At 68.7% G+C, this 25,368-nt stretch carries 23 protein-coding genes; 9 read left to right on the forward strand and 14 right to left on the reverse strand.

Features of this window, described 5'->3' with window-relative positions:
* Positions 1-18: 18 nt before the first annotated feature.
* The 6 genes from QTI68_RS18270 to apbC form a co-directional block, all read right to left on the reverse strand.
* Positions 19-921 carry a LysR family transcriptional regulator gene (locus tag QTI68_RS18270; RefSeq protein WP_286523331.1) on the reverse strand — a complete coding sequence of 301 codons (903 nt, stop codon included), beginning with the start codon at positions 919-921 and terminating at the stop codon, positions 19-21.
* Complete coding sequence (gene fdhF / locus QTI68_RS18275; RefSeq protein ID WP_286523333.1) at positions 903-3,794, reverse strand: formate dehydrogenase subunit alpha; 2,892 nt, start codon at positions 3,792-3,794, stop codon at positions 903-905. The genes QTI68_RS18270 and fdhF overlap by 19 nt, the downstream gene beginning before the upstream one ends.
* Positions 3,791-5,626 (reverse strand): NAD(P)H-dependent oxidoreductase subunit E, encoded by a 1,836-nt coding sequence (locus QTI68_RS18280; protein WP_286523335.1) that lies wholly within the window; start codon positions 5,624-5,626, stop codon positions 3,791-3,793. Before QTI68_RS18280 ends, fdhF begins: the two co-directional genes overlap by 4 nt.
* Positions 5,627-5,677: 51 nt before the next feature.
* The gene (locus QTI68_RS18285; protein ID WP_286523336.1) at positions 5,678-7,372 is read right to left on the reverse strand and encodes an OFA family MFS transporter; all 1,695 of its coding nucleotides are present in this window, start codon (positions 7,370-7,372) and stop codon (positions 5,678-5,680) included.
* A 109-nt stretch (positions 7,373-7,481) separates the two neighbouring features.
* Positions 7,482-8,426, reverse strand: coding sequence for a LysR substrate-binding domain-containing protein (locus tag QTI68_RS18290; protein WP_286523337.1), 945 nt, complete (start codon positions 8,424-8,426; stop codon positions 7,482-7,484).
* Positions 8,427-8,556: 130 nt separating this feature from the next.
* Positions 8,557-9,648: an iron-sulfur cluster carrier protein ApbC gene (apbC, locus tag QTI68_RS18295; protein WP_286523339.1), complete on the reverse strand. Its 1,092-nt coding sequence runs from the start codon at positions 9,646-9,648 to the stop codon at positions 8,557-8,559.
* 47 nt (positions 9,649-9,695) lie between these two features.
* Between apbC and QTI68_RS18300 the strand changes: the two genes are divergently transcribed.
* Entirely contained in the window at positions 9,696-10,928 is a 1,233-nt protein-coding gene (locus tag QTI68_RS18300) for a patatin-like phospholipase family protein (RefSeq protein ID WP_286523340.1), read from the forward strand.
* On the opposite strand, the gene QTI68_RS18305 is transcribed toward QTI68_RS18300, so the two are convergent.
* Positions 10,903-11,370 carry a GNAT family N-acetyltransferase gene (locus tag QTI68_RS18305; protein WP_286523342.1) on the reverse strand — a complete coding sequence of 156 codons (468 nt, stop codon included), beginning with the start codon at positions 11,368-11,370 and terminating at the stop codon, positions 10,903-10,905. The genes QTI68_RS18300 and QTI68_RS18305 overlap by 26 nt on opposite strands.
* 55 nt (positions 11,371-11,425) lie before the next feature.
* Here QTI68_RS18305 and metG point away from each other — a divergent pair, with 55 nt between their 5' ends.
* From metG to QTI68_RS18320, 3 genes are read left to right on the forward strand one after another with little or no spacing between them, the layout of a single operon-like run.
* Positions 11,426-13,510, forward strand: a complete 2,085-nt coding sequence (gene metG / locus QTI68_RS18310) for a methionine--tRNA ligase (protein ID WP_286523343.1) — start codon at positions 11,426-11,428, stop codon at positions 13,508-13,510.
* An 11-nt stretch (positions 13,511-13,521) separates the two neighbouring features.
* Positions 13,522-13,728 (forward strand): hypothetical protein, encoded by a 207-nt coding sequence (locus QTI68_RS18315; RefSeq protein WP_286523345.1) that lies wholly within the window; start codon positions 13,522-13,524, stop codon positions 13,726-13,728.
* 29 nt (positions 13,729-13,757) lie between these two features.
* Positions 13,758-15,422, forward strand: a complete 1,665-nt coding sequence (locus tag QTI68_RS18320; protein ID WP_286523347.1) for a SulP family inorganic anion transporter — start codon at positions 13,758-13,760, stop codon at positions 15,420-15,422.
* A 4-nt stretch (positions 15,423-15,426) separates the two neighbouring features.
* Here QTI68_RS18320 and QTI68_RS18325 read toward each other — a convergent pair whose 3' ends face one another.
* Positions 15,427-15,924: an outer membrane protein assembly factor BamE gene (locus QTI68_RS18325; RefSeq protein WP_503011714.1), complete on the reverse strand. Its 498-nt coding sequence runs from the start codon at positions 15,922-15,924 to the stop codon at positions 15,427-15,429.
* A 3-nt stretch (positions 15,925-15,927) separates the two neighbouring features.
* Positions 15,928-16,602: a hypothetical protein gene (locus QTI68_RS18330; protein ID WP_286523348.1), complete on the reverse strand. Its 675-nt coding sequence runs from the start codon at positions 16,600-16,602 to the stop codon at positions 15,928-15,930.
* 104 nt (positions 16,603-16,706) lie between these two features.
* On the opposite strand from QTI68_RS18330, the gene QTI68_RS18335 reads away from it, so the two are divergent.
* Positions 16,707-16,913, forward strand: coding sequence for a DUF3460 family protein (locus tag QTI68_RS18335; RefSeq protein WP_286523349.1), 207 nt, complete (start codon positions 16,707-16,709; stop codon positions 16,911-16,913).
* A 123-nt stretch (positions 16,914-17,036) separates the two neighbouring features.
* Positions 17,037-17,834 carry a segregation and condensation protein A gene (locus QTI68_RS18340; RefSeq protein WP_286505140.1) on the forward strand — a complete coding sequence of 266 codons (798 nt, stop codon included), beginning with the start codon at positions 17,037-17,039 and terminating at the stop codon, positions 17,832-17,834.
* A gap of 7 nt (positions 17,835-17,841) precedes the next feature.
* On the opposite strand, the gene QTI68_RS18345 is transcribed toward QTI68_RS18340, so the two are convergent.
* The 4 genes from QTI68_RS18345 to QTI68_RS18360 all read right to left on the reverse strand — a co-directional run bounded on the left by QTI68_RS18345 (position 17,842) and on the right by QTI68_RS18360 (position 20,134).
* A complete protein-coding gene (locus tag QTI68_RS18345) occupies positions 17,842-18,843 on the reverse strand; it encodes an NAD(P)H-dependent glycerol-3-phosphate dehydrogenase (protein WP_286523957.1) in 1,002 nt (333 codons plus the stop codon).
* Between the two features lie 22 nt (positions 18,844-18,865).
* Positions 18,866-19,330, reverse strand: coding sequence for a protein-export chaperone SecB (gene secB / locus QTI68_RS18350; RefSeq protein ID WP_286523351.1), 465 nt, complete (start codon positions 19,328-19,330; stop codon positions 18,866-18,868).
* Positions 19,331-19,444: 114 nt separating this feature from the next.
* Positions 19,445-19,705: a glutaredoxin 3 gene (gene grxC, locus QTI68_RS18355; protein WP_286523353.1), complete on the reverse strand. Its 261-nt coding sequence runs from the start codon at positions 19,703-19,705 to the stop codon at positions 19,445-19,447.
* A gap of 21 nt (positions 19,706-19,726) precedes the next feature.
* A complete protein-coding gene (locus QTI68_RS18360) occupies positions 19,727-20,134 on the reverse strand; it encodes a rhodanese-like domain-containing protein (protein WP_286523354.1) in 408 nt (135 codons plus the stop codon).
* A gap of 72 nt (positions 20,135-20,206) precedes the next feature.
* Here QTI68_RS18360 and gpmA point away from each other — a divergent pair, with 72 nt between their 5' ends.
* From gpmA to QTI68_RS18375, 3 genes are all read left to right on the forward strand, one after another.
* Complete coding sequence (gpmA, locus tag QTI68_RS18365) at positions 20,207-20,950, forward strand: 2,3-diphosphoglycerate-dependent phosphoglycerate mutase (protein WP_286523355.1); 744 nt, start codon at positions 20,207-20,209, stop codon at positions 20,948-20,950.
* A gap of 99 nt (positions 20,951-21,049) precedes the next feature.
* A complete protein-coding gene (locus QTI68_RS18370) occupies positions 21,050-22,492 on the forward strand; it encodes a S41 family peptidase (protein ID WP_286523356.1) in 1,443 nt (480 codons plus the stop codon).
* A gap of 52 nt (positions 22,493-22,544) precedes the next feature.
* The gene (locus tag QTI68_RS18375) at positions 22,545-23,306 is read left to right on the forward strand and encodes a HesA/MoeB/ThiF family protein (protein WP_286523358.1); all 762 of its coding nucleotides are present in this window, start codon (positions 22,545-22,547) and stop codon (positions 23,304-23,306) included.
* Between the two features lie 12 nt (positions 23,307-23,318).
* Here QTI68_RS18375 and QTI68_RS18380 read toward each other — a convergent pair whose 3' ends face one another.
* On the reverse strand, positions 23,319-25,364 hold the full coding sequence (locus tag QTI68_RS18380; RefSeq protein WP_286523360.1) for an AsmA family protein: 2,046 nt from the start codon (positions 25,362-25,364) through the stop codon (positions 23,319-23,321).
* Between the last annotated feature and the right edge of the window lie 4 nt (positions 25,365-25,368).

A 25,368-nucleotide genomic window follows, 5' to 3' on the forward strand; every position in this document is an offset into this window, starting at 1 on the left:
TGCGCGCCCGCGTCCGGCTCAGCCCTTGGCGCCGCCCCGCCCCTTGAAGCGCGACTCCAGGAAATCCAGCAGCGCCCGCAGGGCGGCGCTGTTGTGGCGCCGCTGCAGGTAGGCGGCCGACAGCCACATGTCGCTGCGCACATAGTCCTGCAGCACCGGCACCAGCTCGCCGTGGTCGATGTGCGGCTGCACCAGCATCTCGGGCATGTAGATCACGCCGAAGCCCTGCATCGCGACCTGGATCAGGGGCGCCGCCTCGGTCGCATCCATCCGGCTCTTCATCGCCACGTCGAAGGGCTTGCCATCGACTTCGAAGCGCCACTCGGGGTGGGCGCCCAACCGGGTCTGGGTCAAGGCATCGTGGCCCGCCAGTTCCCGCGGGTGCGTGGGCTTGCCGTGCTTGCGCCAGTAGAGCGGCGAGGCGCACACCACCAGGGCGCGCCGCGCCAGCTTGCGCACGATCAGGTTCTCGTCCTCGACCGGGCCGAAGTGCAGCGCCAGGTCGATGCCCTCCTCCGCCATGTCGGGCGCCCGGTTCAGCAGCTGCAGGCTGATGCTGACGTCGGGATAGTGGCCCATGAACTCGCCGATCATCTTCGGCAGGTCACCCTGGCCCGCCCCCAGCGGCGCCGAGATGCGCAGCCGCCCGGTGGGGTGGCTGGCGTGCTCCTGGACCTCGGCCTGGGTCAACTCGAACATCTCCATCATCGGCTTGCTGCGCTCCAGCAGCAGCGATCCGGCATCGGTCAGGCTGACGGCGCGCGTGGAGCGGTTGAGCAGCCGCACGCCCAGTCGGGTCTCGAGTTCGGCGATGTACTTGCTCACCGTGGCCTTCGACACGTCGAGCTTGGTCGCGGCCCGGGAAAAGCTGCCGTGCGAGGCGACCTCGCGAAAGGTCTTGATCAGGTCGAGGCTGTCCATGGGTGGGGTGGATTGTCCCCCGTCGCGCCGGTTCCGTAACCCGCAGCCGCCATGGGCTGGCCGCCGCGCTCGATCCGCACCGCGCAATACTTGAACTCCGGGATCTTGCCGAAGGGGTCGAGCGCTGCGTTGGTCATCAGGTTGGCCGCCGCCTCGTAGTAGGCGAAGGGCACGAACACCGCCCCGTGCGGCGTGCCGTCGTCGCGCCGCACATGGATCGCCACCTCGCCGCGGCGCGACCGGATGGTGATCACGTCGCCCGGCGCCAGCCCCATCGCATCGAGGTCGGCCTGGTGCATCGAGGCCGTCGCCATCGGCTCCAGCGCGTCGAGCACACTCGCACGGCGCGTCATGCTGCCGGTGTGCCAGTGCTCCAGCTGGCGGCCGGTGATGAGCACGAAGGGGTAATCGGCATCGGGCCGCTCGTCGGCCGGGATGATGTCGGCCGGCACCAGCTTCACGCGGCCGTCGGCGGTCGGGAAGCGGTCGATGAACACGGTCGGCTGGCCGGGATCGTCCGCGCTCAGGCACGGGTAGGTCACGCTCGACTCGCGCTGCAGGCGCTCCCAGGTGATGCCGCTGATGGCGGCATGCATGGCCTGGCGCATTTCGTCGTAGACCGCGGCCACGCCGCTTTCTTCGCCCTCGTAGTTCCAGTCCAGGCCCATGCGTTGGGCGATCTGCTGGATGATCCAGAGATCGGGCCTGGCATCGCCCGGCGGATCGAGCGCCCGCTTGCCGAGCTGCACCATGCGGTCGGTGTTGCTCACCGTGCCGGTCTTCTCGGGCCAGGCGCTGGCCGGCAGCACCACGTCGGCCAACCAGGCGGTCTCGGTCATGAAGATGTCCTGCACCACCAGGTGCTCCAGGCTGGCGAGCGCATGGCGCGCATGGTTGAGGTCGGGGTCGCTCATGGCCGGGTTCTCGCCCATGATGTACATGCCGCGCACCTTGTGCGGATCGTCGTCGGGCGCCAGCGCCTTGTGCATGATCTCGACCACCGTGTAGCCGGGTTTCTCGTCGAGCGGCATGCCCCAGAACTTCTCAAACCACGCATGGGCTCCAGCGTTGTCGACCCGCTGGTAGTTGGGGAACATCATCGGGATCAGCCCCGCATCGCTCGCCCCCTGCACGTTGTTCTGGCCGCGCAGCGGGTGCAGGCCGGAGCCGGGCTTGCCGATCTGGCCGGTGACCGTGACCAGCGCGATCAGGCAGCGCGCGTTGTCGGTGCCGTGCACGTGCTGGCTGATGCCCATGCCCCACAGCACCATCGCACCCTTGGCCGTGGCGAAGGCGCGGGCCACTTCGCGCAGCGTCTCGGCCGGCACGCCGCAGATCGGCGCCATCGCCTCGGGGCTGTAGCCCTTCACGTTGTCGCGCAGCGCCTCGAAGTTGCTGGCGCGGTCGCGGATGAAGGCCTCGTCGACCAGGCCCTCGTCGATCACCGCGTGGATCAGCGCGTTGAGCATCGCGACATCGGTGTCGGCCTTGAACTGCAAGGTGCGCCAGGCATGCTTGCTGATGTCGGTGCGGCGCGGGTCCGCCAGCACGATCTTCGCCCCGCGCCTGGCCGCGTTCTTCATCCAGGTGGCGGCCACCGGATGGTTGGCGGTCGGATTGGAGCCGATGATGAAGATCAGTTCCGCGTGATCGACGTCGTTGACCTGGTTGCTCACCGCGCCCGAGCCCACGCCTTCGAGCAGCGCCGCGACGCTGGACGCATGGCACAGCCGAGTGCAGTGGTCGACGTTGTTGCTGCCGAAGCCGGTGCGAACCAGCTTCTGGAACAGGTAGGCCTCCTCGTTGCTGCCCTTGGCGGAGCCGAACCCGGCCAGCGCCTTCGGGCCGTGCGTGTCGCGCAGGCCCTTGAGCTGGCCGGCGGCGAGCGCCAGCGCTTCCTCCCAGCTCGCCTCGCGGAAGGCTTCGCTCCAGTCGCCGGGGCGCGGCGCATCGTCGAAGCCCTTGGGCACGCCGGGCTTGCGGATCAGCGGCTTGGTGAGACGCTGCGGATGGTGCGCGTAGTCGAAGCCGAAGCGCCCCTTGACGCACAGCCGGCTGTGGTTGGCCGGGCCGTCGCGGCCGTCGACGCTGACGATCTTCTCATCCTTGACGTTGTAGGTGATCAGGCAGCCCACGCCGCAGAACGGGCACACCGAATCGACCTTGCGATCGACTGCCTGCGAGCCGATGAAGCTCTTGGGCATGAGCGCACCGGTCGGGCAGGCCTGCACGCACTCGCCGCAGGCCACGCAGGTGCTGTCGCCCATCGGGTCGTCGAGGTCGAAGACGATCTTCGAATGCTCGCCGCGCAGGGCGTAGCCGATGACGTCGTTGACCTGCTCCTCGCGGCAGGCGCGCACGCAGCGGTTGCACTGGATGCAGGCATCGAGGTTCACCGCCATCGCCGGGTGCGACACGTCGGCCGCAGGCTGCTCGCGGCGCAGCGCCTTCAGTTCGGGCCGCACTGCGACATCGAGCCTCGCCGCCCAGTCGCTGAGCTCGCCGTGCTGGCGGGTCGCGTCGTCGCCGATCCACTTGTAGCCCGTGTCCGGCATGTCCGACAGCAGCATCTCGACCACCATCTTCTGGCTCTTCAGGGCCCGTTCGCTGGTGGCCTGAACCTCCATGCCGGCGGCGACCGTGCGGCAGCAGCTCGGCGCCAGGGTGCGCTCGCCCTTCAGCTCGACCACGCAGGCGCGGCAATTGCCGTCGGGGCGCAGGCCGTCCTTGTAGCAAAGGTGCGGAATGTCGACCCCGTGGCGTTGCGCCGCCTTCAGGATGGTCTCGCCCTCGAAGGCTTCCACGGTCTTGCCGTCGAGCCGGAACTCGACCGTCTGCGGCAGCAGTTCGGCCAGCTTGGCGGGCGCGTTCATTCGGCAATCTCCTGCGGAAAATATTTCTGGATGCAGCGTATCGGGTTGGGTGCAGCCTGCCCCAATCCGCAGATGGATGCATCGCCCATGACCTGCGCGAGGTCTTCGAGCGTGGCGTTGTCCCACGCCGGCGCCTCCATCAGCGCCGCCGCCTTCGCGGTGCCGACCCGGCACGGCGTGCACTGGCCGCAGCTCTCATGCGCGAAGAAGCGCATCACGTTGAGCGCGGCATCGCGCGCGCGGTCATGCTGGCTCAGCACCATCACCGCCGCGGAGCCAATGAAGCAGCCGTGCGGCTGCAGCGTGTCGAAGTCCAGCGGGATGTCGTTCATGCGGGCCGGCAGGATGCCGCCCGATGCGCCGCCCGGCAGGTAGGCATACAGCGCGTGGCCGTCCTGCATGCCGCCGCAGTATTCGTCGATCAGTTCCTGCACCGTGATGCCGGCCGGCGCCAGCTTGACGCCCGGCGACTTCACGCGCCCGCTGACGCTGAAGCTGCGCAGCCCCTTGCGGCCGTGGCGGCCGAAGCCGCCGAACCACTGGGGTCCCTTCTGCACGATGTCGCGCACCCAGTAGAGCGTCTCGAAGTTGTGCTCCAGCGTCGGCCGGCCGAACAGACCCACCTCCGCGATGTAGGGCGGCCGCATCCGCGGCTCGCCGCGCTTGCCCTCGATGCTTTCGATCATCGCGGACTCTTCGCCGCAGATGTACGCACCCGCGCCGCGACGCAGTTCGATGTGCGGCAGCGGGCACGGCGGGTCGGCCTGCAGCTTGGCCAACTCGGCGGCGAGCAGTTCGCGGCAGTCGTGGTATTCGTCGCGCAGGTACAGGTAGCAGGCATCGATGCCCACGATGCGGGCGGCGATCAGCACCCCTTCGAGAAAGCGATGCGGATCGCGTTCGAGGTAGACGCGGTCCTTGAAGGTGCCGGGCTCGCCCTCGTCGATGTTGACCGCCATCAGCTTGGGCGCCGGCTGCTCGCGCACGATGCGCCACTTGCGTCCGGTCGGGAATCCCGCGCCGCCCAGGCCGCGCAGGCCGGAGTTCTCCATGGCGCGGATCACCGTCTCGGCCTGCTTGTCGTTGTCGACCAGGGCGGCGACCAGCTGGTAGCCGCCGTGCGCGCGGTAGGTCGCGTAGTCGGTGTAGGCGGGATGGACCTCGATCGCATCGGGCAGCGGCGGCACGCTTCGCTCGGCCCACGCCGAGGGCTCGAAGCGCGCCACCGGCTTCGCTGGCCCGGGCGGCTGCGCCCGCAGCGCGTCGCCGGACGCCAGCGCGGCGAGCACCTTGTCGGCCGTCGCCTGCGGCACCGCGCGCTGGTGCACGGCCACGGCGGGCGCCTGCTCGCACCGGCCCAGGCACGGCGCCGCGATCACGCGCACATCCCCGCGCCCGGCCTGGCCGAGCAGCACGGGCAGCCGCGCGATCAGGTCCTTGGCGCCCGCCATCTCGCACGACAGGCTGTCGCACACGCGCACCGTGAGGCCGGGCGCCGCGTCGCCGCCGCGAACGACTTCGAAGTGGTGATAGAAGGTCGCGACCTCGAACACCTCCGCCATCGGGATGTTCATGAGCTTCGCGAGGGCGACCAAGTGGTGGTCGCGCAGGCAACCGTGCGCGTCGTTGACCTTGTGCAGGTATTCGATCAGCAGGTCACGCGGGTAGCCGTCGCCGGGCCGCGGGCCCAGCAGTTCGCCGACCTGCCGCAGCGAATCTTCTTCGGGTTGCCGCCCCTTCAGCCGGCTCTTCTTGCGAATGCGCTCGCGCAACTGGTCGGGGGTTGCGACGACGACTTCCTTGATTGTCTCTTCGGTGCCTGGGTATTGCATTTGCCTCGGCCTGGGGCGCCCGCCGTTCGGGCGGGCGCCTGGGTCTCACGGTCAGTTGAAAAATTTCGCGGCGGCCACCAGTGTGCGGTAGACGCCCCAGGCCAGCGGAATGCCGACCGCCAGCCAGGCCAGTGCGACCACGAGCGGGCTGACTGCGTCATTGTTGCGCGCCGCGGCCGAACCCATCTCGGCGGCAATGGCCTTTTCGTGCGCGAGCTTTTTCTCATGCGCGAGTTCTTCGTCGCTCATGAAGTGCTTGTCCGCCACGGGCCGCACCAGCAGGTTGCAAACCAGCCCGATTACGAGCATGCCGACCAGGATGTACATGGTCTGGTTGTAGACCTGCTCGCGCGGAATGCCAAGCCCGAGCTGGTATTCGCGCATGTAGTTCACCACCACCGGCCCGAGGATGCCGGCCGTCGCCCAGGCGGTCAGCAGGCGGCCGTGGATGGCGCCCACCATCTGCGTGCCGAACAGGTCGGCGAGGTAGGCCGGCACGGTGGCGAAGCCGCCGCCGTACATCGACAGGATGATGCAGAAGGCACCGACGAACAGCAGCTTGCTGCCGGCGCCGGCCGACGACGGAATGCTCCAGTACAGCAGGCCGCCGAGCACGAAGAAGACGGTGTAGGTCAACTTCCGCCCCAGCTTGTCCGACAGGCTGGCCCAGAAGAAGCGCCCGCCGATGTTGAACAGCGACAGCAGCGCCGCGAAGCCGCCCGCCACCGTGGCGATGGCAGCGAGCTGGGTCTTGTCGAGTTCGCCGAACTTCTTGGCGACGCCGATCAGGTTGCCGCCGAACACTTCCTGCAGCATCGGGCTGGCCATGCCGATCACGCCGATGCCCGCGCTCACGTTCATCGTCAGCACCATCCACACCAGCCAGAACTGCGGAATGCCCCACACCTTCTTCACGTGCACGTGGCGCTGCGTGATCATGGCGTTGCCGGCCTGCGCGGGCGGCGGTGTCCAGCCCTTGGGCTTCCAGCCGGTGGCGGGCACCCGGTAGCCGAGCGCACCGCCCATCATGAAGAGGAAGTAGACCATCGCCATCACGACGAAGGTCTGCATCACGCCGACGTCGGTCGGGCTCGCGAAGCTCTTCATGAGGTCGACGGCGAGCGGCGAGCCGATCATCGCGCCGCCGCCGAAGCCCATGATGGCCATCCCGGTCGCCATGCCGCGGCGGTCGGGGAACCACTTGATGAGGGTGCTCACCGGCGAGATATAGCCCAGGCCCAGCCCGATGCCGCCGATCACGCCCGAGCCGATGATCATCAGCCAGAACTGGTGCAGATGGATGCCGACGGCCGACAGCATCATGCCGCCGCACCAGCACACGGCCGACACGACGCCGGCCTTGCGCGGGCCCGCGCGTTCGAGCCAGCCGCCCCACAGCGCCGCCGAGCAGCCGAGGAAGACGAAGAACAGCGTGTACATCCAGCCCAGCGTCGCGATGCGCCAGTCGCAGCCGCTGGCGAACAGTTCGGCGAAGAAGCTCATGTCCTTGGCGCAGGCCTGGGCGCCGGTGCCGGCGGTGGCCAGCGCCTTCGACAGCGGCAGCCAGAACACCGAGAAGCCATAGGCCATGCCGATGCAGAGGTGGATGGCCAGGGCGGCCGGCGGCACCAGCCAACGGTTGAAGCCCGGCCCGGCGATGATCCGTTCCTTGTCAAGAAAGCCGGGCTGCGGCCCGGTTGCGCCGATGCCGTCCCCGTCGAGGACGCCTGCGGATAATGCTGCCATCTGTTTTTCTCCAGTTGTGGTGTGAACCCGAACGGCCCTCTCTGGGGCCCGTGGAGTGTCGGTGCGCTTGTTACAAAACGTCAAGTAGGTATGACGCTTGTATCCCGGCTCAACCGCCCAGGGCACCGCTGTGCATCTCGACCTGGGCCTGCCATTGCGGCGTGCGCAGCAGCGCCAGCGCCGCCTCGAGGGCGCGCGAAGGCCGCACGCCCTGCTGGGTCATGAAGCCGATCGGCGTCGTCACCTCCGGGGCCACGAGCGGCAGCGCCTCGAGCTCGCGCTGGCTGCGCACGGCGGCGACCATGGCGCCCGGCAGCACGCTGCAGACCTCGCCGGCGACGACGCCGAGCACCAGCGTGAGCACCGAGTTGGTCTCGATCGCCGGGGTCACGGTCGCGCCCGCGCTTCGGAAGGCCTGGTCGACGATGGAGCGGTTGTGCATGTCCGGCGTCAGCAGGCAGAGCGGCTGCAACGCCGCTTCGGCCCAGCCGATCGGCTGGCCGATCCGCAGCGTATCGGCCGCCGGGCGCGCGGCGCGCCGCAACAGGAAGTAGTGCTCGATGCTTTGCGGCCACGCCTCCAGCTTGACGTCGCGCAGGTGCATCCGCTCGATGTAGCCCAGCGCCAGGTCCAGCGACAGGGTCTCGAGGCCGGTTTCGAGCTCCTGGGAGCTCATCGTCAGCACCGCGGGCACGATGCCGGGGTGGCGCTGCTGCAGCAGCGCCGCGAAGCGCGAGAGCATCGGAATGGCGGTGGGAACGGCGGCCATGCGCAGGTGGCCGCAGGGCCTGCCCTCCTCGCTGCGCAGCGCCTGCTGCAGCACTTCGCTTTCGCGCAGCATGCGCTGGGCGGTCGCGAGAACGAGTTCGCCTTCGTGCGTCAGGCCGACGTAGGTGCGCCCGCGGCGCACGATGACCACGCCGTATTCGGCCTCCAGCGCTCGCAGGGCATTCGACAGCGCCGGCTGCGTGATGTGGCAGGCCTGCGCCGCACGGCCGAAATGGCGATGCTCGTCGAGCGCGACGAGATAGCGCATCGAGGCGAGCAGGTTCATGGAGCCCCCACGCTCGGCACTGCGTGTCCTCGCTGCCCCCCGAGGGGGAGACAGCAGGCCGCCCGTCTGCGCGAAGCGCGGAATTCGCCGCGCTGGCGGCCCGGCGTCAGCCTGACTACCGCCGGCATTCTCAGGTGTTCTTGCTGACGGTGATGGTCGGGAACTTGGCCGAGAAATCCTTGGCCTTTTCGGCGATGCCCACGGCCACCCGCCGGGCGATCGCCTTGTAGATGCCCGCGACCGCGCCGTCGGGGTCGGCCACCACCGTCGGCTTGCCGCTGTCGGCCTGCAGGCGGATGTCGATGTCGAGCGGCAGCGCGCCCAGGTAGTCCATCTGGTACTGCTCGGCCATCTTCCGGCCGCCGTCGGCACCGAAGATGTGCTCGACATGGCCGCAGTTCGAGCAGACGTGCACCGCCATGTTCTCGACGATGCCGAGGATCGGCACGCCGACCTTCTCGAACATCTTGATCCCCTTGCGGGCGTCCAGCAGCGCGATGTCCTGCGGCGTGGTGACGATCACCGCCCCGGTCATCGGCACCCGCTGCGACAAGGTGAGCTGGATGTCGCCGGTGCCGGGCGGCATGTCGACGATCAGGTAGTCGAGGTCTTTCCAGTTGGTCTGGCGCAGCAGCTGCTCGAGCGCCTGCGTGGCCATCGGGCCGCGCCAGATCATGGCTTCGTCGGAGTCGACCAGGAAGCCGATCGACATGACCTGCACGCCGTGGTTGGACATCGGCTCCATGGTCTTGCCGTCCTCGCTCTCGGGACGGCCCTGGATGCCCAGCATCATGGGCTGGCTGGGGCCGTAGATGTCGGCATCGAGCAGGCCGACGCTGGCCCCCTCGGCGGCCAGCGCCAGCGCCAGGTTGGCGGCCGTGGTGCTCTTGCCGACGCCACCCTTGCCTGAAGCCACGGCGATGATGTTCTTGACGTTCGGCATCAGCTGGACGCCGCGCTGCACCGCGTGGCTGGTGACCTTGGTCGCGATGTTCACCGAGACGTTGTCCACGCCCGGCACGGTCCTGGCGGCCGCCACCAGTGCCTTGCGCAGCTCCGGCGCCTGGCTCCTGGCCGGATAGCCCAGCTCGATGTCGAACGAGACCTCGCCCTCGTGGATCTGCAGGTTCTTCAGCGCCTTGGTGCCGATGAAATCCTTGCCTGTGTTGGGGTCGAGGACGGCCTTGAGGGCCTCCGCGAGCGCCTCTTGCGTAACTGCCATTGATCACTCCTGAATGGCGGGTAGTCTAGGGCAGGTACGCTCGGGCCATGCTGCCTGCCCCGGATGCCCCTCCCGCCGCCACCGGCCTGGTCCTGACCGGCGGCGGCGCCCGCGCCGCCTACCAGGTCGGCGTGCTGCAGGCGCTGGCCAAGCTGCGGCGCGCTGCCGGCGCGTCCTCCCGGGCCCCGCTGTTCCCGATCATCACCGGCACCTCGGCGGGCGCGATCAATGCGGCCGCGCTGGCGTGCGGCGCCGACGATTTCGAGGCCACGGTGCGCCGGATCGGCCAGGTCTGGGCCGGGCTCGGGCCCGACCAGATCTACCGCGTCGACGCCTTGCGCGTGCTCAGCAGCGATGCGCCCTGGGCGCGCCTGCTCTCGGCCGGCTGGCTGATCGCGCGCTGGCGGCGCAGCGGCTCGCGCTCGCTGCTCGACAACAGCCCCCTGCGCCGGCTGCTGGAAGAACTGGTGCCGCTGGGCCGGCTCGACGAACTGATGGCCCGGGGCCACCTCGACGCACTGGCCGTCACCGCGTCCAGCTATGGCTCGGGCGAGCACGTGACCTTCTACCAGGCCAGCGACACGCAGCAGCCCTGGGTCCGCTCCAGGCGGCTGGCTGCGCCGGTGCGCATCGCGCACGAGCACCTGCTGGCCTCGTCGGCGATCCCGTTCGTCTTCCCCGCGACCGCGCTGGACATCGGCGGCCATGCCGAATACTTCGGCGACGGTTCGATGCGCCAGGCGGCCCCCCTCGCCGCCGCCATCCACCTGGGCGCGCGCCGCATCCTGGCGGTCGGGGCCGGCCGCATGCAGGAGCCGGCCGAAGCGCTGGCGCCCAATGCCCTGAGCGGCTACCCGTCGCTGGCGCAGATCGCCGGCCATGCGCTGTCGAGCATCTTCCTCGACGCCCTGACCGCCGACGTGGAGCGCCTGCGCCGCATCAACTCGACCTTGGCCCTGATCCCGGCCGAGGCACGCGCCGCCACCACGCTGGAGCCGGTCGAGCTGCTGCTGATCGCACCGTCGCAGCGCATCGACGCGATCGCCGCGCGCCACGTCCATGCCCTGCCGCCCGCGGTGCGCAGCCTGCTGGGCGAACCGGCGGTGTCCGCGGCGACAGCCGAGCTCAAGGGTTCGGCGCTGGCGAGCTACCTGCTGTTCGATGCGGGCTTCACGCGCGAATTGATGGCGCTCGGCCGGGCCGATACGCTGAACCAGCGCGACGCGGTGTGCGAATTCTTCGGCTGGGGCGGCCTCAGACGGCCGGGCCCAGTCGCTTGACCATCCGGACCGCATCCTCCACGTCTTCGTAGTAGCCCGGGCTCGATCCGCACTCGGTGAAGCCGTGCCTGCCATAGAACGACTTGGCCGCCGCGTTGCCGGCCCTCGCCTCGAGGCGGATCGCGCGGATGCCGGCGACGCCGGCGGTCGTTTCGAGCCAGGCCAGCAGGGCGCTGCCCAGCCCCGAGCGGCGCTGCGACGCCCGCACCGCGAGCAGCGAAATGTGGGCCTCGTCGTCGCCGTACTGCATGATGGCGAAGCCGAGCAGCACGCCGTCACGCCGCGCCACCACCACGTTGGTCGCCTCGTCGCGGCTGGCGCGCAGCACCCGCCGCTCGGTCCAGCGCCACGACAGGCCCTGCTCGATCGTGTCCCGGGAAAGCTCCGCGATCTCCCGGGCATCGGCCGCCTGGGCAAGGGTGATTTCGTAGGCGGTGATCACGGCTTCCTCCGGTTGCGGCAACGACTATAGCCCCGCGACCTAAAATGCACCCCCTATGTCCCAGCGCAAACTCTTCGTCACCACCGCCCTGCCCTACGCCAACGGCAAGTTCCACGTCGGCCACATCATGGAATACATCCAGGCCGACATCTGGGTGCGCTTCCAGCGCATGCAGGGGCACATGGTGCATTTCGTGGGGGCCGACGACGCGCACGGCGCACCGATCATGATCGCGGCCGAGAAGGCCGGAAAGACGCCGCAGGCCTTCGTCGGCGAGATCGCCGCGGGCCGCAAGGAATACCTCGACGGCTTCCACATCCGCTTCGACAACTGGCACTCGACCGACAGCGCCGAGAACACCGAACTCGCGCAAGGCATCTACAAGAAGCTCCGCGACAGCGGGATGATCGCCACGCGCACCATCGAGCAGTTCTACGACCCGGTCAAGGGCATGTTCCTGCCCGACCGCTACATCAAGGGCGAATGCCCGGTGTGCCACGCCAAGGACCAGTACGGCGACGCCTGCGAGGTCTGCAGCAGCGTCTATTCGCCCACCGAGCTGATCAACCCCTATTCGACCCTGACCGGCGCGACGCCCGAGCTGCGCAGTTCCGAGCACTTCTTCTTCAAGCTGTCCGACCCGAAGGTGGTCGACTTCCTGAAGACCTGGACCCAGGACGGCAAGCTGCAGCCAGAGATGGCCCGCAAGGCCAGCGAATGGTTCGAGGCCGGCATGGCCGACTGGGACATCTCGCGCGAGGCGCCCTACTTCGGCATCGAGATCCCCGACGCGCCCGGCAAGTACTTCTACGTCTGGCTCGACGCGCCGGTCGGCTACCTCGCGAGCCTGAAGAACCACTTCGACAAGGGGCAGGCGGCCAACCACTGGCACGAGCCCTCGCGCACCGTGCAGAGCTTCGACGACTTCGTCGCCGATCCGGCGGTGGAGCAGGTGCACTTCATCGGCAAGGACATCGTCTACTTCCACACCCTGTTCTGGCCTGCGATGCTGCAGTTCAGCGGCCGCAAAACGCCAAGCCAGGTCAACGTGCACGGCTTCATCACGGTCTCGGGCGAGAAGATGAGCAAGAGCCGCGGCACCGGCATCGACCCGCTCAAGTACCTGTCCATCGGCATGAACCCCGAATGGATGCGCTACTACATCGCGGCCAAGCTCAATGCCAAGGTGGAAGACGTCGACTTCAACCCCGACGACTTCATCGCCCGCGTCAACGCCGACCTGATCGGCAAGTACATCAATATCGCGAGCCGCGCCGCGGGCTTCATCGCCAAGCGCTTCGGCGGCAAGCTCGGCACGCCGTCGGCCGATGGCGCGGCGCTGCTGGCCACCTTGCAGGCCGCCGCGGCGCCGATGCAGGCGCTCTACGACAGCCGCGACTTCGCCCGTGCGCTGCGCGAGATCATGTTGCTGGCGGACAAGGTCAACGAGTACGTCGACCAGAACAAGCCCTGGGAACTTGCCAAGAAAGAAGGCATGGAGGCCCGCCTGCAGGACGTCTGCACGACCTGCATCGAGGCCTTCCGCCTGTTGACGATCTATCTCAAGCCGGTGCTGCCCGCGCTGGCCGCGCAGGTCGAGGCCTTCCTGGGCTGCGCCCCGCTGCTGTCGGCCGACGCCGGCCGGCTGCTGGGCGCCGGCCACGCGATCAACGACTACAAGCACCTGATGCAGCGGGTCGACGCGAAGCAGCTCGACCAGCTGTTCGAACCACCGGCCGGAGAGGCGCCCGCGCCCGCCGAGAAGGCCGTCGTGCTGCCCGGCGGCGAGGGCATCGCGCCGACCATCACCATCGACGAGTTCGCCAAGATCGACCTGCGCATCGCGAAGATCGTCGCCTGCCAGAAGGTCGAGGGCTCGACCAAGCTGCTGCACCTGACGCTGGACGCCGGCGAGGGCCGCACGCGCAACGTGTTCTCGGGCATCGCCTCGGTCTACCAGCCCGAGCAGCTGGTCGGCAAGCTCACGGTGCTGGTCGCCAACCTGGCGCCGCGCAAGATGAAGTTCGGCATCTCCGAAGGCATGGTGCTGGCCGCCAGCCACGCCGACGAGAAGACCAATCCGGGCATCCACGTGCTTGAACCGTGGCCGGGCGCGACGCCGGGCATGCGGGTGCGCTGAGCCCCGACGCCATGAAGCATCGCCTCGTCCTGGCCCTGGTCCTGGCCGCCTGCGCGGCCCTCCCCGGCTGCGCGGTGGTCAGCGTGGCCAGCACCGCCGTCAGCGTCGGTGCCGGCGCCGTGGGCCTGGCGGCCGATGCCGCCATCGGCACCGTGCGCATCACAGGCAAGGCGGTCGGCGCCGCCGCCGACGCGGTGCTGCCCGGCAGCTCCGACTGAGGCGCCCGCCCGGCGTCCACAATGGCGCCATGACCTCGCCCCTGAAGCTCGCCGCCTTCCGTCCTCGACTGATCGACGCGCTGGCGGGCTACGACAGGGGCCGCTTCCTGAAGGACGTCGGTGCCGGCGCCACCGTCGGCATCGTCGCGCTGCCGCTGGCGATGGCCTTCGCGATCGCGTCCGGCCTGAAGCCCGAGGCCGGCATCTGGACCGCGATCATCGCCGGCTTCCTGATCGCCTCGCTCGGCGGCTCGGCGGTGCAGATCGGCGGCCCGGCGGGCGCCTTCATCGTGATCGTCTACGGCATCGTCGAGCGCTACGGCGTGGCCAACCTGCTGATCTCCACGGTCTGCGCCGGCCTGCTGCTGTTCCTGCTGGGGCTGTTCCGGCTCGGCACGCTGGTGCGCTACGTGCCGGTGTCGATCGTGGTCGGCTTCACCAACGGCATCGCGGCGCTGATCCTGATCTCGCAGATCAAGGACTGGCTCGGGTTGTCGATCGACAAGATGCCGGCCGACATGTTCTCGCAGCTGCACACGCTGGCGACGCACCTCGACACCTTCAATCCCTCCGCGTTCGGGCTCGGGCTGGCCTGCCTGGCCGGCCTGTTCGCATGGCCGCACCTGCTGCGCGAGAAGACCCGCGTCGGCCAGACGGTGCGCATCGTGCTCGGCCGCTTCGCCAACACCGGCGCGGCCCAGGCCGGCTCCCGCGTGCCGGGCCCGATCGTGGCGCTGGTCACCCTGACACTGCTGTCCTGGGGGTTCAACCTGCATGTCGAGACCATCGGCACCCGCTTCGGCGGCATCCCCGAGGGCCTGCCGGCCTTCGCATTGCCCGACTTCTCCTGGGAGACGGTCAAGCAGCTGGTCACGCCGACCCTCACCATCGCGGCGCTGGGCGCCATCGAATCGCTGCTCTGCGCGCGCGTCGCCGACCAGGTCAGCGGCCTGCCGCGCCACGATCCCAACCAGGAGCTGATGGCGCAGGGCATCGCCAACGCGGTCGCGCCGTTCTTCGGCGGCATGCCGGCCACGGGCACCATCGCGCGCACCGTGACCAACGTGCGCGCCGGCGCCACGTCGCCGATCGCGGGCATCGTGCATGCGATCACCTTGATGGTCGTGGTGCTGGTCGCCGCGCCGCTCGCGCAGCATGTGCCGCTCGCGGTGCTCGCCGGCATCCTGGTCTCCGTGGGCTGGAACATGGGCGAATGGCGCGAGTTCTCGCCCGCCATGCTGCGGCGCTTCAGCCGCCACTACCGGCTGCTGATGCTGGGCACCTTCTTCCTCACCGTGGTGTTCGATCTCACGGTGGCGGTGCAGGCGGGGATCGTGCTGGCCTGTGCGCTGTTCGTGCGGCGCATGAGCACCTTGTTCAGCGTCGAACTGGTTTCGCTGGAACCGCCGGTCTTGACCTACCGGCTGTATGGGGCGCTGTTCTTCGGCGCCGCCGCCAGGCTCGATCCGATGGTGGCGGCGGTCGAGCGTGCGCCGCGCGGCATGACCGTGGTGCTCGACGCCATGCAGCTGATCCTGATCGACGCCACCGGCCTCGACGCACTGCGCCAGTTGCACAAGGCGGTGCGCGAGCGCGGCGGCGTGCTGCGGGTCGAGTCTCTGCAGCCGCAACCGAGCGAGGCGTTCGAGCGCTCGGGGTTCGCGGCGGAATTGGCGGCCGCGGCACCCGAATGAGCGATCAGGGCGCCTCGGTGCTGCGATCCGGCGAAGAGCCCGCGCTCGTCACGCGCTGGTCGTCATCGAGCGACGCGGTGAACACCATCGGCGAGTTCGGCGGTTGCATCCAGCGCCACTCCCACGCGGTCTCCTTCTTCAGCGGGTAGGGGATGCGCTGCGCCGGCTTGCCCAGCAGCCGGCGCAGATCCTCCATCGCCATCCCCGGCTTCACCCGGGCGAAATTCTCGGGCGTGAGCACCTGGCGCAAGGCCTTCATGCGGCCATCGGGCCCGATGGTGATCATGTAGTTCTTCTGGCCCTGCGGCTGGCGGTTGTATTCGAACACCCGTCCGTCGGGCGCATCCCAGATGTTCTCCGGCTGGCCGAAGCGCGCGCGCACGTCGGCCTCGGTCGCCACGCCCTCCTCCAGCTCCGCGATGCGCTGCGGGTCGCAACCCACCAGGGCCAACAGCGCCGCCAGCCAACCCACCGCGATCCGCGCCCGGTCTCGTCGCCGCACCGCTCAGTTCGCCGCGAAGCAATACATCAGACCTGCGCCGCCCGTCCTCCTGAACGCTTCCAGGCTGCAGCCTTGTGTCGCATGCGAAGAGTTCCACGACATCGACGCCGGAGGCGCGTTCGTGCCCATGCGGTTGTGATGGCCGACGATGGCCGAGCCCTCGCCACTCTTGGTCCAGTTGCCGCAGGTGGTGTCCTTGCTGGTGTCGGTGGAGGCGCGCCCGTCCGGCATCGAGCCGGTCAGGATGTCGTGGTTGTTGACGGGGTCGCCGCTGGCACTGACGATCTCGCCCTTTTCCGTCAGGCCCGACTGCTTGTCGAGGTTGTTGGTGCCGTGCAGTTCGTCGATGTTGTTGGCGATCGTCACGCCTTTCACATTGACCCACGGCCCTTTGCCGATGCGATCGCGGGCGTTCACCGCCGCACCGCCGGCCGTCGCGGTCGTGCTCAGGTAGGCCCGCCAGCTGCGCCCGCCTGCGCCGACGCTTTGGGCCAGGCTCTGGCAGTAGCGGTCGGCGCCCGCAAGCCCGCCGAAGTCCCCGCCCTTGCCCGGGTTCGCGCTGGTGATGAAGAAGCTCATCTTGCTCTGGGGCGTGGCGGGTCCGCCGGTGCTGCAGGCGACCAGCGCCAGGGCAGCCGCCCCGGTCGCGGCGAGGAAGATCGAGTAGCGGCGCTTCATCGGCAATCTCCTTGGATGGATGGGAGCCGCCACGCTAGCGCATGCGCAAGAAGGCTTCAAGGCGGATTCCACCCGGTAAAATCCCCACCAAAGGTCCAATTGCCATGTCCATCTTCGCCCGTCCCCACTACCAGTCCGAAATCACCAACTTCATCGAGCAGATGAAGGAACAGAAGCCGACGCTGGAGGCCGAGCAGCGCGCCGGACGCGCGCTGCTGTGGGACAAGCACCTCGACCGCGGCCTGCTCGAGGAGTACAGCGAGGCGAATGTGCCGCAGCAGCCCTACGTCTACCAGACCCGCGTGAAGTAAGTGGTCATCCGGGCCGTTCCGGGTTCCGGCGCCCGCCGCCAGGGCGATGTCGCATCGGCCGACAGCGCAGGCTCGGGGCCGATCGAGGTGATCGCCGACGACGGCGCGGCGGTGGTCGCCGCGATGCCCGAGGTCATCGACCAGGTCGCCCTCGCCCGCCTCTACGGCGAACCCCTGTTCGCCTTGCCGAACGACCTCTACATCCCCCCTGAGGCGCTGCAGGTCTTCCTCGAGGCCTTCGAAGGCCCGCTCGACCTGCTGCTCTACCTGATCCGCAAGCAGAACTTCAACATCCTCGACATCCCGATGGCGGGGCTGACGCGGCAGTACCTGAGCTACGTCGACGAGATCCGCCAGACCAACCTCGAACTCGCCGCCGAATACCTGCTGATGGCGGCGATGCTGATCGAGATCAAGTCGCGCATGCTGCTGCCGCCCAAGAAGTCGGCCGAGGGCGAGGAAGCCGAAGACCCGCGCGCCGAACTCGTGCGCCGCCTGCTCGAGTACGAGCAGACCAAGCTGCAGGCGGCATCGCTCAGCGCCATGCCGCAGGCCGGTCGCGATTTCTGGAAGGCCCAGGTCTACATCGAGCAGTCGCTCAAGCCGCGCTTCCCGGACATGAACGTGGTCGACCTGCGCGACGCCTGGGCCGACATCCTCAAGCGCGCCAAGCTGGTCCAGCACCACAAGATCTCGCGCGAAGAGCTCAGCGTGCGCGAGCACATGAGCATCGTGCTGCGGCACCTGCAGGGACGGCAGTTCGTCGAGTTCGAGAAGCTGTTCGACGTCACGCGCGGAACGCCGGTCCTGATCGTGACCTTCATCGCGATGCTCGAACTGGCCAAGGAAACCCTGATCGACATCACGCAGGCCGAAGCCTTCGCGCCGATCTACGTGCGGCTGGCCTACTCGCCGGCCTGACCCAGGCTCAGGCCGATTCGACGCCCGGCTCGCGGCCCATCAGGCCGGCCACCGCTTCCGCCGGGGCCATCCGGCCATCCAGCACGGCCACCACACTGTCCGAGATGGGCATCTCGATCCCCAGGTGGCGCGCCCGCTGGACCACGGTGCGCGCGCAATAGACCCCCTCGGCCACGTGACCCAGCGAATCGACCGCCTGCGCCAGCGTGCGGCCTTGCGCCATCAGCAGCCCGACCCGGCGGTTGCGCGACAGGTCGCCGGTCGCCGTCAGCACCAGGTCGCCCAGTCCCGAGAGACCCATGAAGGTGTCGCTGCGGGCACCGATCGCGAGGCCGAAGCGCGTCATCTCGGCCAGTCCGCGAGTGATCAGGGCCGCCCGGGCATTGAGGCCGAGGTGCAGCCCGTCGGCCAGGCCGGTGGCGATCGCCAGCACGTTCTTGACCGCCCCGCCGACCTCGACGCCGACGATGTCGTCGTTGGCGTAGACGCGCAGGGTCGGACCGTGAAAGGCCTCGACCAGCGCCTCGCGCACCGCCGCCAGCGGGCTGGCCGCGACCAGTGCCGTCGGCCGGCCCTGCGCCACTTCCTGGGCGAAACTCGGTCCGCTCAGCACGCCGGCCTTCAGCCCCGGCGCCACGCGGGCCTGGATCTCATGGGCCAGCAGCCCCAGGTCCGCGGAGCCCGGGCGTGACGGCTCGACCCCCTTCGAGAGCCATGCCACCGGACAGGCCACGTCACGCAGGATGCCGAGTTGTTCGCGCAACGCCGCCATCGGCGTCGCCACAATGACCAGTTCGGCCCCTTCGAAGGCGGCCGCGGCCGGTCCGCCGACGACCTTCAATGCCGCGGGGAAAGGAATGCCCGGCAGATAGCGGGCGTTGTCGCGCGCCGCCGCCATGGCCTGGGCCTGGGCGGCATCGCGCGCCCACAGCGTGACCGCGTGGCGGCCGGCGGCATTGATGGCCAGCGCCGTGCCCCAGGCACCGGCGCCGAGCACGCAGATCTTCATCGGCGTTGGCGCCAAGCCGGATTTACTGCGTGACGATCGGCGAAGCCTGGCCCGCGGCCTGGGCCTGCTGCTGTTCGAACATGGCCTGGAAGTTGATCTCGGCCAGGTGCACCGGCGGGAAGCCGCCGCGCTGGATCACGTCGGCCACGTTGCCGCGCAGGTACGGGTAGACGATCTGCGGGCAGGCGATGCCGAGGATCGGGCCCATCTGGTCTTCCGGCAGGTTGCGGATCTCGAAGATGCCGGCCTGCTTGGCCTCGACCAGGAACACGGTCTTGTCGCCGATCTTGGTCTGCACGGTGGCCGACACGGTGATCTCGAAGATGCCGTCGGTCACGGGCTGGGCGTCGACGCCGAGCTGGATGTCGACGGTCGGCTGCTCCTGCTCCAGCAGGATGGCCGGCGAATTGGGCTGTTCGAGCGACAGATCCTTCAGGTAGACGCGCTGGATCTGGAAAACGGGGTCTTGTGATTGCTGTTCGGCCATGGCTCTAACTTTCGAGGATCAAAACAAGGCCCGCCCGGGAAATGCTCCCGCAGCGGGCTTCTGAGGGGTCAGCCGGCGATTATCGCCCGGCCGGATGGCAGGCCGGCGACCGGCTCAGGCGCCTTGCAGCAACGGCGCCAGGCCGCCGCGCCCGTCGAGCGCGATCAGGTCGTCGCAGCCGCCGACGTGGGTGTCGCCAATGAAGATCTGCGGCACCGTGCGCCGGCGCGTGATGTCCATCATGGTGGCACGCGCCTGCGGGTCGCTGTCGATGCGGATCTCCTCGATCTGATCGACACCCTTGGACTTGAGGATTTGCTTCGCGCGAATGCAGTACGGGCAAACGGCGGTGGTGTACATCTTGACGGCTTGCATCTGGGCTATTTCGTGGAGGGTTCAGGCCTTTTCAAGCGGCAGATTAGCGTCTTTCCAGGATTTGAGTCCGCCGGCGACCGCTTGGGCCTGTTCGTAGCCGAGCTTCTTGGCGGTCGCCACGGCGCGCTGCGCCCGTGCGCCTGTTGCGCAGACAAGCAACAAAGGCAACGACTTGTTCTTGACCGTGACCGGCAGTTTCTGCTCGAGCTGGTTCAGCGGCACGTTCTTGGCACCGGTCACGTGGCCGGCCGCGAACTCCTCGGGCTCGCGGACGTCGACCACCACCGCACGCTCGCGATTGATCAGCTGCACCGCGCCCTGCGCCGTGAGCGAGCCGGCGTTGGCGCCGCGCACCAACGGCCATGCCAGCATGCCGCCCGAGCTGAGCGCAATCAGGATCAGCATCCAGTTGTCGACAATGAATTTCACGGTGTTCCTTGAGTGGCAAACCCCGGATTTTAGAATGTCGGCTTTCCGAACGCGTTCCCAAAGGCCTCTCCCATGCACAAACTGGTACTGATCCGCCACGGCGAATCGACCTGGAATCTCGAAAACCGCTTCACCGGCTGGACCGATGTCGACCTCACGCCGACCGGCGTCGAGCAGGCCAAGCAGGCCGGCCGGCTGCTCAAGGCCGAGGGCTACGACTTCGACGTCGCCTACACCAGCGTGCTCAAGCGCGCCACCCGCACGCTCTGGCACACGCTGGACGAGCTCGACCGCACTTGGCTGCCCGTGATCCATTCCTGGCGCCTCAACGAGCGCCACTACGGCGGCCTGCAGGGCCTGAACAAGGCCGAGACGGCCAAGAAGTACGGCGACGAGCAGGTGCTGGTCTGGCGCCGCAGCTACGGCACGCCGCCGCCGCCGCTGGAGCCCAGCGATCCGCGCAGCGAGCGCGGCGACGTCCGCTACGCCAAGCTGGCGCCCGAGCAGGTGCCCTTGACCGAATGCCTCAAGGACACGGTGGCCCGGGTGCTGCCGTTCTGGAACGAATCGATGGCGCCCGCGATCCGCGCCGGCCGTCGGCTGGTGGTGGCGGCGCACGGCAACTCGATCCGCGCGCTGGTGAAATACCTCGACGGCATCTCCGATGACGCCATCGTGGGCCTGAACATCCCCAACGGCATTCCGCTGGTCTACGAACTCGACGACGAACTCAAGCCGCTGCGCCACTACTATCTGGGTGACGCCGACGCCGCCGAAAAGGCCGTGGCCGCCGTGGCGTCACAAGCCAAGGCGTAACAAATATTCTTAATTTGTTCAAAGGGTCGCGGAACCCCGGCAGACAACTTGCTTCCAAGCTGTGTATATTGGTTTGACAGGCGACAAGGACACTTTCACATGGGCCAGAAAATGAAGATCACCGGGTGGGTCGCCGCAGGCGCCTTCGCCGGCGTGCTGACAACCGTCTCGTTACAAACCGTTGCGCGCGGATCGCTGGCTCCCCTGCCGCTCGAGGAACTGCAGCAACTTGCTGCAGTTTTCGGCATGGTCAAGAGCGACTACGTCGAACCGGTCGACGAGAAGAAACTGATCTCGGATGCGATCTCGGGGATGGTCGCCGGGCTCGACCCGCATTCGCAGTATTTCGACAAGAAGTCTTTCAAGGAATTCCGCGAAGGCACGACCGGCCGTTTCGTCGGCGTCGGCATCGAGATCTCCCAGGAAGACGGTTTGATCAAGGTGGTGTCGCCGATCGAGGGTTCGCCCGCCTTCCGCGCCGGCCTCAAGCCGAACGACCTGATCACCAAGATCGACGACACCGCGGTGCGCGGCCTGTCGCTCAACGAGGCGGTCAAGCGGATGCGCGGCGAGGCCAACACCAAGGTGCTGCTGACGATCTTCCGCAAGGACGAGAACCGCACTTTCCCGGTCACGATCACGCGCGAGGAAATCCGCACCCAGTCGGTCCGCGGCAAGGTCATGGAGCCGGGCTACGCCTGGATCCGCCTGTCGCAGTTCCAGGAACGCACGGTCGACGACTTCGTCAAGAAGGTCGAAGAAATCTACAAGCAGGACCCGAACCTCAAGGGCCTGGTGCTCGACCTGCGCAACGACCCGGGCGGCCTGCTCGACGCTGCGGTCGCGATCTCGGCCGCCTTCCTGCCCGAGAACGTCACGGTGGTGTCGACCGACGGCCAGCTGGCCGAGAGCAAGTCGATCTACAAGGCGGCGCCCGAGTTCTACCAGCGCCGCGCCGGCAGCGACCCGCTGCGCAACCTGCCGGCCGGGCTCAAGACCGTGCCGCTGGTGGTGCTCGTGAACGAAGGCTCGGCCTCGGCCAGCGAGATCGTCGCCGGCGCCCTGCAGGACCACAAGCGCGCCACGATCATGGGCAGCCAGACCTTCGGCAAGGGCTCGGTGCAGACGGTCCGTCCGCTGGGCCCCGATACCGGCCTCAAGATCACGACCGCGCGCTACTACACGCCGAGCGGCACCTCGATCCAGGCCAAGGGCATCGTGCCCAACGTGCTGGTCGACGAGAGCGCCGAGGGCAGCCCCTTCGCCGCCCTGCGCATGCGCGAGGCCGACCTCGAGAAGCACCTGGCCAGCGGCCAGGGCCCCGAGAGCAAGGACCCCGAGCGCGAAAAGGCCCGCGACGAGGCTCGCAAGCGCCTCGAGGAAGAAGCCAAGAAGCCGCCGCAGGACCGCAAGGTGCCCGAGTTCGGCGCCGCCGACGACTTCGCGCTGGCGCAGGCCCTCAAGAGCCTGAAGGGCCAGCCGGTGCTGGTCAGCAAGACCCAGATCATCGTCGACAACAAGGAAGAGAAGAAGGACAACTGATCCCGGGCGGCTCCGGAGGGGGCCCGCCCCGGCGGTCGGTTCCGCGCGGCGCATGGAAGACCAGGACCTGCTGCGCTATTCGCGCCACATCCTGCTGGAGGAATTCGGCATCGACGGCCAGGCACGGGTGAGCGCCGGCCATGCCTTGGTGATCGGGGCCGGCGGGCTCGGCTCGCCCGCCCTTCTCTACCTGGCCGCGGCCGGCGTCGGGCGCATCTCGGTGGTCGACGACGACGACCTCGACCTCACCAATCTCCAGCGCCAGATCGCCCACGCCACGGCCCGCGTCGGCATGCCGAAGGTCGAGTCCGCGGCCGAGGCGATGCGCGCCATCAATCCCGATATCCGGATCGAGACCCATCGCCTGCGCGCCGACGCCGAGCTGCTCGACCGGCTGGTGGCGGGCGCCGACGTGGTGCTCGACTGCTGCGACAACTTCGCCACCCGCCAGGCGGTGAACCGCGCCTGCGTCGCCCATGGCAAGCCGCTGGTGGCGGGGGCGGCGATCCGCTTCGACGGCCAGCTCAGCGTCTACGACACGCGCGATCCGGCTTCGCCCTGCTACGCCTGCCTGTTCCCGCCGGAGGCCGAGTTCGAGGAGACCCGCTGCGCCGTGCTGGGCGTCTTCGCGCCCGTGGTCGGCACCATCGGCACGCTGCAGGCCAGCGAAGCCCTGAAGCTGCTGGCCGGCATCGGGCCATCGCTGGCGGGCCGGCTGCTGATGTTCGACGGCCGGCGCACGGCTTTCGATTCGCTGGGCGTGGCCCGCGACCCGGGCTGCGGGGTGTGCGGCCACCGGCCACCGCCGTCCTGAGGCCGGCTCGGCTCAGCTGCCGCTTGCCGGCGCCGGCTGCTGCTTCGCCTTGGCGGCGCCGGCCTTGGCGGCGCGCGACGACGGGGTCTTGGCCTCGGTCAGCACTTCGGTGCAGTCCGCATCCTTGCCCGGACCGGTTTCGACCGTCGCTGCCAGCGCCAGCAGCGGATTGATCGCCGCCAGGGCCAGCGCCGCAGCGCCGCGGGCCGCGAGCGGCGCGACCTCCACGCCGGCCTTCGGCGCCGCGAAGGTGCCGCGCACTCGCAGCGGCGTGCGCAGCGCCAGGATGCTCTTGTCCTTCGGCGCCTGTTTGACGATGAGGTCCATGCGCTCGTCGGCCAGGCTGATGTTGCCGCTGCCATGGAACACCGTGTCGCTGGTGTCGAGCAGCAGCGTGCGGCCGTTCATCACGCCCTTCTCCACGTCGAAGGCCACGGCGGCGCAGCGCAGTTCCACGTTGTGGTCGCCTTCGAGCAGGAACTTGATGATCTCGCCGCCGTCGAGGCCGAGGAACTCGAGCAGCAGGTTGCTGAACTGCCCGCGCCCGGTGAGCGCCGCGACGTCGCCGGACGAATTGGCGAGCCAGGCCGCCACCGAGTTGCCGCGGCCGGACAGGTTGATCCGGCCGTCCAGTCGGCCAAAACTGGTCTTCAGGGTCTCGACCTTCGGAATCAATCGATTGAGCTGCATCCCGCGGATATCGAGCGCCGCACGAATGTCGGCCGGATTCTGCGTCGCATCGATTCGGATCGCGCCGGCGATCCTGCCGCTCGCCACGCCGAGATCGAGCGGGTCCAGGGTCAGCACGCCGTCCTTCAGCTTCACCTGCACACTGCCCTTGTCCAGCGGAAGCTCGCGCACGTTCTGGATCCGCTCCGCGGTGTAGCTGACATCGGCGTTCATGGCACGCAGCCGCTCGAAATCCAGGGTCGCGTCCGGCAGCACCTTGCGCGCGGGGTCGTTGCGCTTTTGCTTGTCGACCTGCGCGATGCTGGGCGGTGCGGCCACGCCCTCGACCGCGTTGGCCGAGCGCGCGGTCGGCGGCAGCCCGATCAGCGGGCCGAGATCGTCCATGTCCATGACCCGCGAACGCAGCGTGCCGCCCAGGTGCGGCACCTGCTGCGACTTGTCGAACTGCATGTCGCCGCCGATGTCGGACAGGCCCAGGCGGCCCTTCAGGCCGCGTACTTCCCAGAGCGCGCCGTTCTTGCGCAGGTTGCCGCTCAGCGCGTAGGGCGGCGTCTGCGGCAGCGCGATGCCCAGCGCCGGATAGAGGCGGCCCAGGTTCGGCCCCCTCATCTCGACCTGGGCGTCGAGGCCGTCCAGGTTGGCCAGCTCGGCCACCGTGCCCTTGCCCTGCAGGCGGGTCTGCGCGACCTTCAGGTCGATCTCGATCGGAAACGGCGGCTGCCCGACGGACGTCAGCTGCAGCACGTTGCCGGTGCGCCCCACCGCGGACATTGGCTGCCCCCGGTAGCGGCCCTTGATCTCGTAGTCGAGGGGCAAGTCGCCGCGGTTGCTGTCGAAGCTGAAATCCGCGTGCAGGTCGAGCGCCTGCGCCTTGGCGAGGAAGTCGATGCTGCCGCCGTCGACCTGGATCAGGCCGATGACCGGGACTGTTCCCGGGTCGGCACTGTCCTTGCCGAGCGCCCAGGTCTTGCGGCCGTCCTCCTCCATCTGGAGTCCGAGCGAAGGCCGGCTCAGCACCAGTCGCGGCAGCACGATGCGGCGGCGCAGCAACTCCCAGAAGCGGATGTCGAACTCCGCCTTTTCGGCCCGAACGAGATAAGGGTCCCGGGCCCACGAAGGGTTGGCGAACTCGATGCCGTCGAACTTGACCGTCGCCTGGCGCCAGCCAAGGGCGACGTCGAGGTGCCGCGTGATCTCGAACTTGCGTCCCGTCTTCTCGCTGACATAACGATTGACCGGCACACGCAGCGTGTCCCAAGGGAAAAACGCCGCCAGCAGCAGCAATGCGAGGACCAGGCCCAGGACTGGCGCGCCCAGCGCCACCCAGCGCCGGCGGCGCGGCGGGGAGGCGGCGGAAGCGGTCGGCATGGGC

The organism is Variovorax sp. J31P207 (assembly GCF_030316965.1).
Taxonomy (GTDB): Bacteria; Pseudomonadota; Gammaproteobacteria; order Burkholderiales; family Burkholderiaceae_C; genus Variovorax; species Variovorax ginsengisoli_B.

What these genes read in the sequence shown, in the direction of transcription:
- QTI68_RS18270 (WP_286523331.1), bottom strand. Translation starts at nt 921, where the DNA reads ATGGACAGCCTCGACCTGATCAAGACCTTTCGCGAGGTCGCCTCGCAC.
- fdhF (WP_286523333.1), bottom strand. Translation starts at nt 3,794, where the DNA reads ATGAACGCGCCCGCCAAGCTGGCCGAACTGCTGCCGCAGACGGTCGAG.
- QTI68_RS18280 (WP_286523335.1), bottom strand. Translation starts at nt 5,626, where the DNA reads ATGCAATACCCAGGCACCGAAGAGACAATCAAGGAAGTCGTCGTCGCA.
- QTI68_RS18285 (WP_286523336.1), bottom strand. Translation starts at nt 7,372, where the DNA reads ATGGCAGCATTATCCGCAGGCGTCCTCGACGGGGACGGCATCGGCGCA.
- QTI68_RS18290 (WP_286523337.1), bottom strand. Translation starts at nt 8,426, where the DNA reads ATGAACCTGCTCGCCTCGATGCGCTATCTCGTCGCGCTCGACGAGCAT.
- apbC (WP_286523339.1), bottom strand. Translation starts at nt 9,648, where the DNA reads ATGGCAGTTACGCAAGAGGCGCTCGCGGAGGCCCTCAAGGCCGTCCTC.
- QTI68_RS18300 (WP_286523340.1), top strand. Translation starts at nt 9,696, where the DNA reads ATGCTGCCTGCCCCGGATGCCCCTCCCGCCGCCACCGGCCTGGTCCTG.
- metG (WP_286523343.1), top strand. Translation starts at nt 11,426, where the DNA reads ATGTCCCAGCGCAAACTCTTCGTCACCACCGCCCTGCCCTACGCCAAC.
- QTI68_RS18315 (WP_286523345.1), top strand. Translation starts at nt 13,522, where the DNA reads ATGAAGCATCGCCTCGTCCTGGCCCTGGTCCTGGCCGCCTGCGCGGCC.
- QTI68_RS18320 (WP_286523347.1), top strand. Translation starts at nt 13,758, where the DNA reads ATGACCTCGCCCCTGAAGCTCGCCGCCTTCCGTCCTCGACTGATCGAC.
- QTI68_RS18330 (WP_286523348.1), bottom strand. Translation starts at nt 16,602, where the DNA reads ATGAAGCGCCGCTACTCGATCTTCCTCGCCGCGACCGGGGCGGCTGCC.
- QTI68_RS18335 (WP_286523349.1), top strand. Translation starts at nt 16,707, where the DNA reads ATGTCCATCTTCGCCCGTCCCCACTACCAGTCCGAAATCACCAACTTC.
- QTI68_RS18340 (WP_286505140.1), top strand. Translation starts at nt 17,037, where the DNA reads ATGCCCGAGGTCATCGACCAGGTCGCCCTCGCCCGCCTCTACGGCGAA.
- QTI68_RS18345 (WP_286523957.1), bottom strand. Translation starts at nt 18,843, where the DNA reads ATGAAGATCTGCGTGCTCGGCGCCGGTGCCTGGGGCACGGCGCTGGCC.
- secB (WP_286523351.1), bottom strand. Translation starts at nt 19,330, where the DNA reads ATGGCCGAACAGCAATCACAAGACCCCGTTTTCCAGATCCAGCGCGTC.
- grxC (WP_286523353.1), bottom strand. Translation starts at nt 19,705, where the DNA reads ATGCAAGCCGTCAAGATGTACACCACCGCCGTTTGCCCGTACTGCATT.
- gpmA (WP_286523355.1), top strand. Translation starts at nt 20,207, where the DNA reads ATGCACAAACTGGTACTGATCCGCCACGGCGAATCGACCTGGAATCTC.
- QTI68_RS18370 (WP_286523356.1), top strand. Translation starts at nt 21,050, where the DNA reads ATGGGCCAGAAAATGAAGATCACCGGGTGGGTCGCCGCAGGCGCCTTC.
- QTI68_RS18375 (WP_286523358.1), top strand. Translation starts at nt 22,545, where the DNA reads ATGGAAGACCAGGACCTGCTGCGCTATTCGCGCCACATCCTGCTGGAG.
- QTI68_RS18380 (WP_286523360.1), bottom strand. Translation starts at nt 25,364, where the DNA reads ATGCCGACCGCTTCCGCCGCCTCCCCGCCGCGCCGCCGGCGCTGGGTG.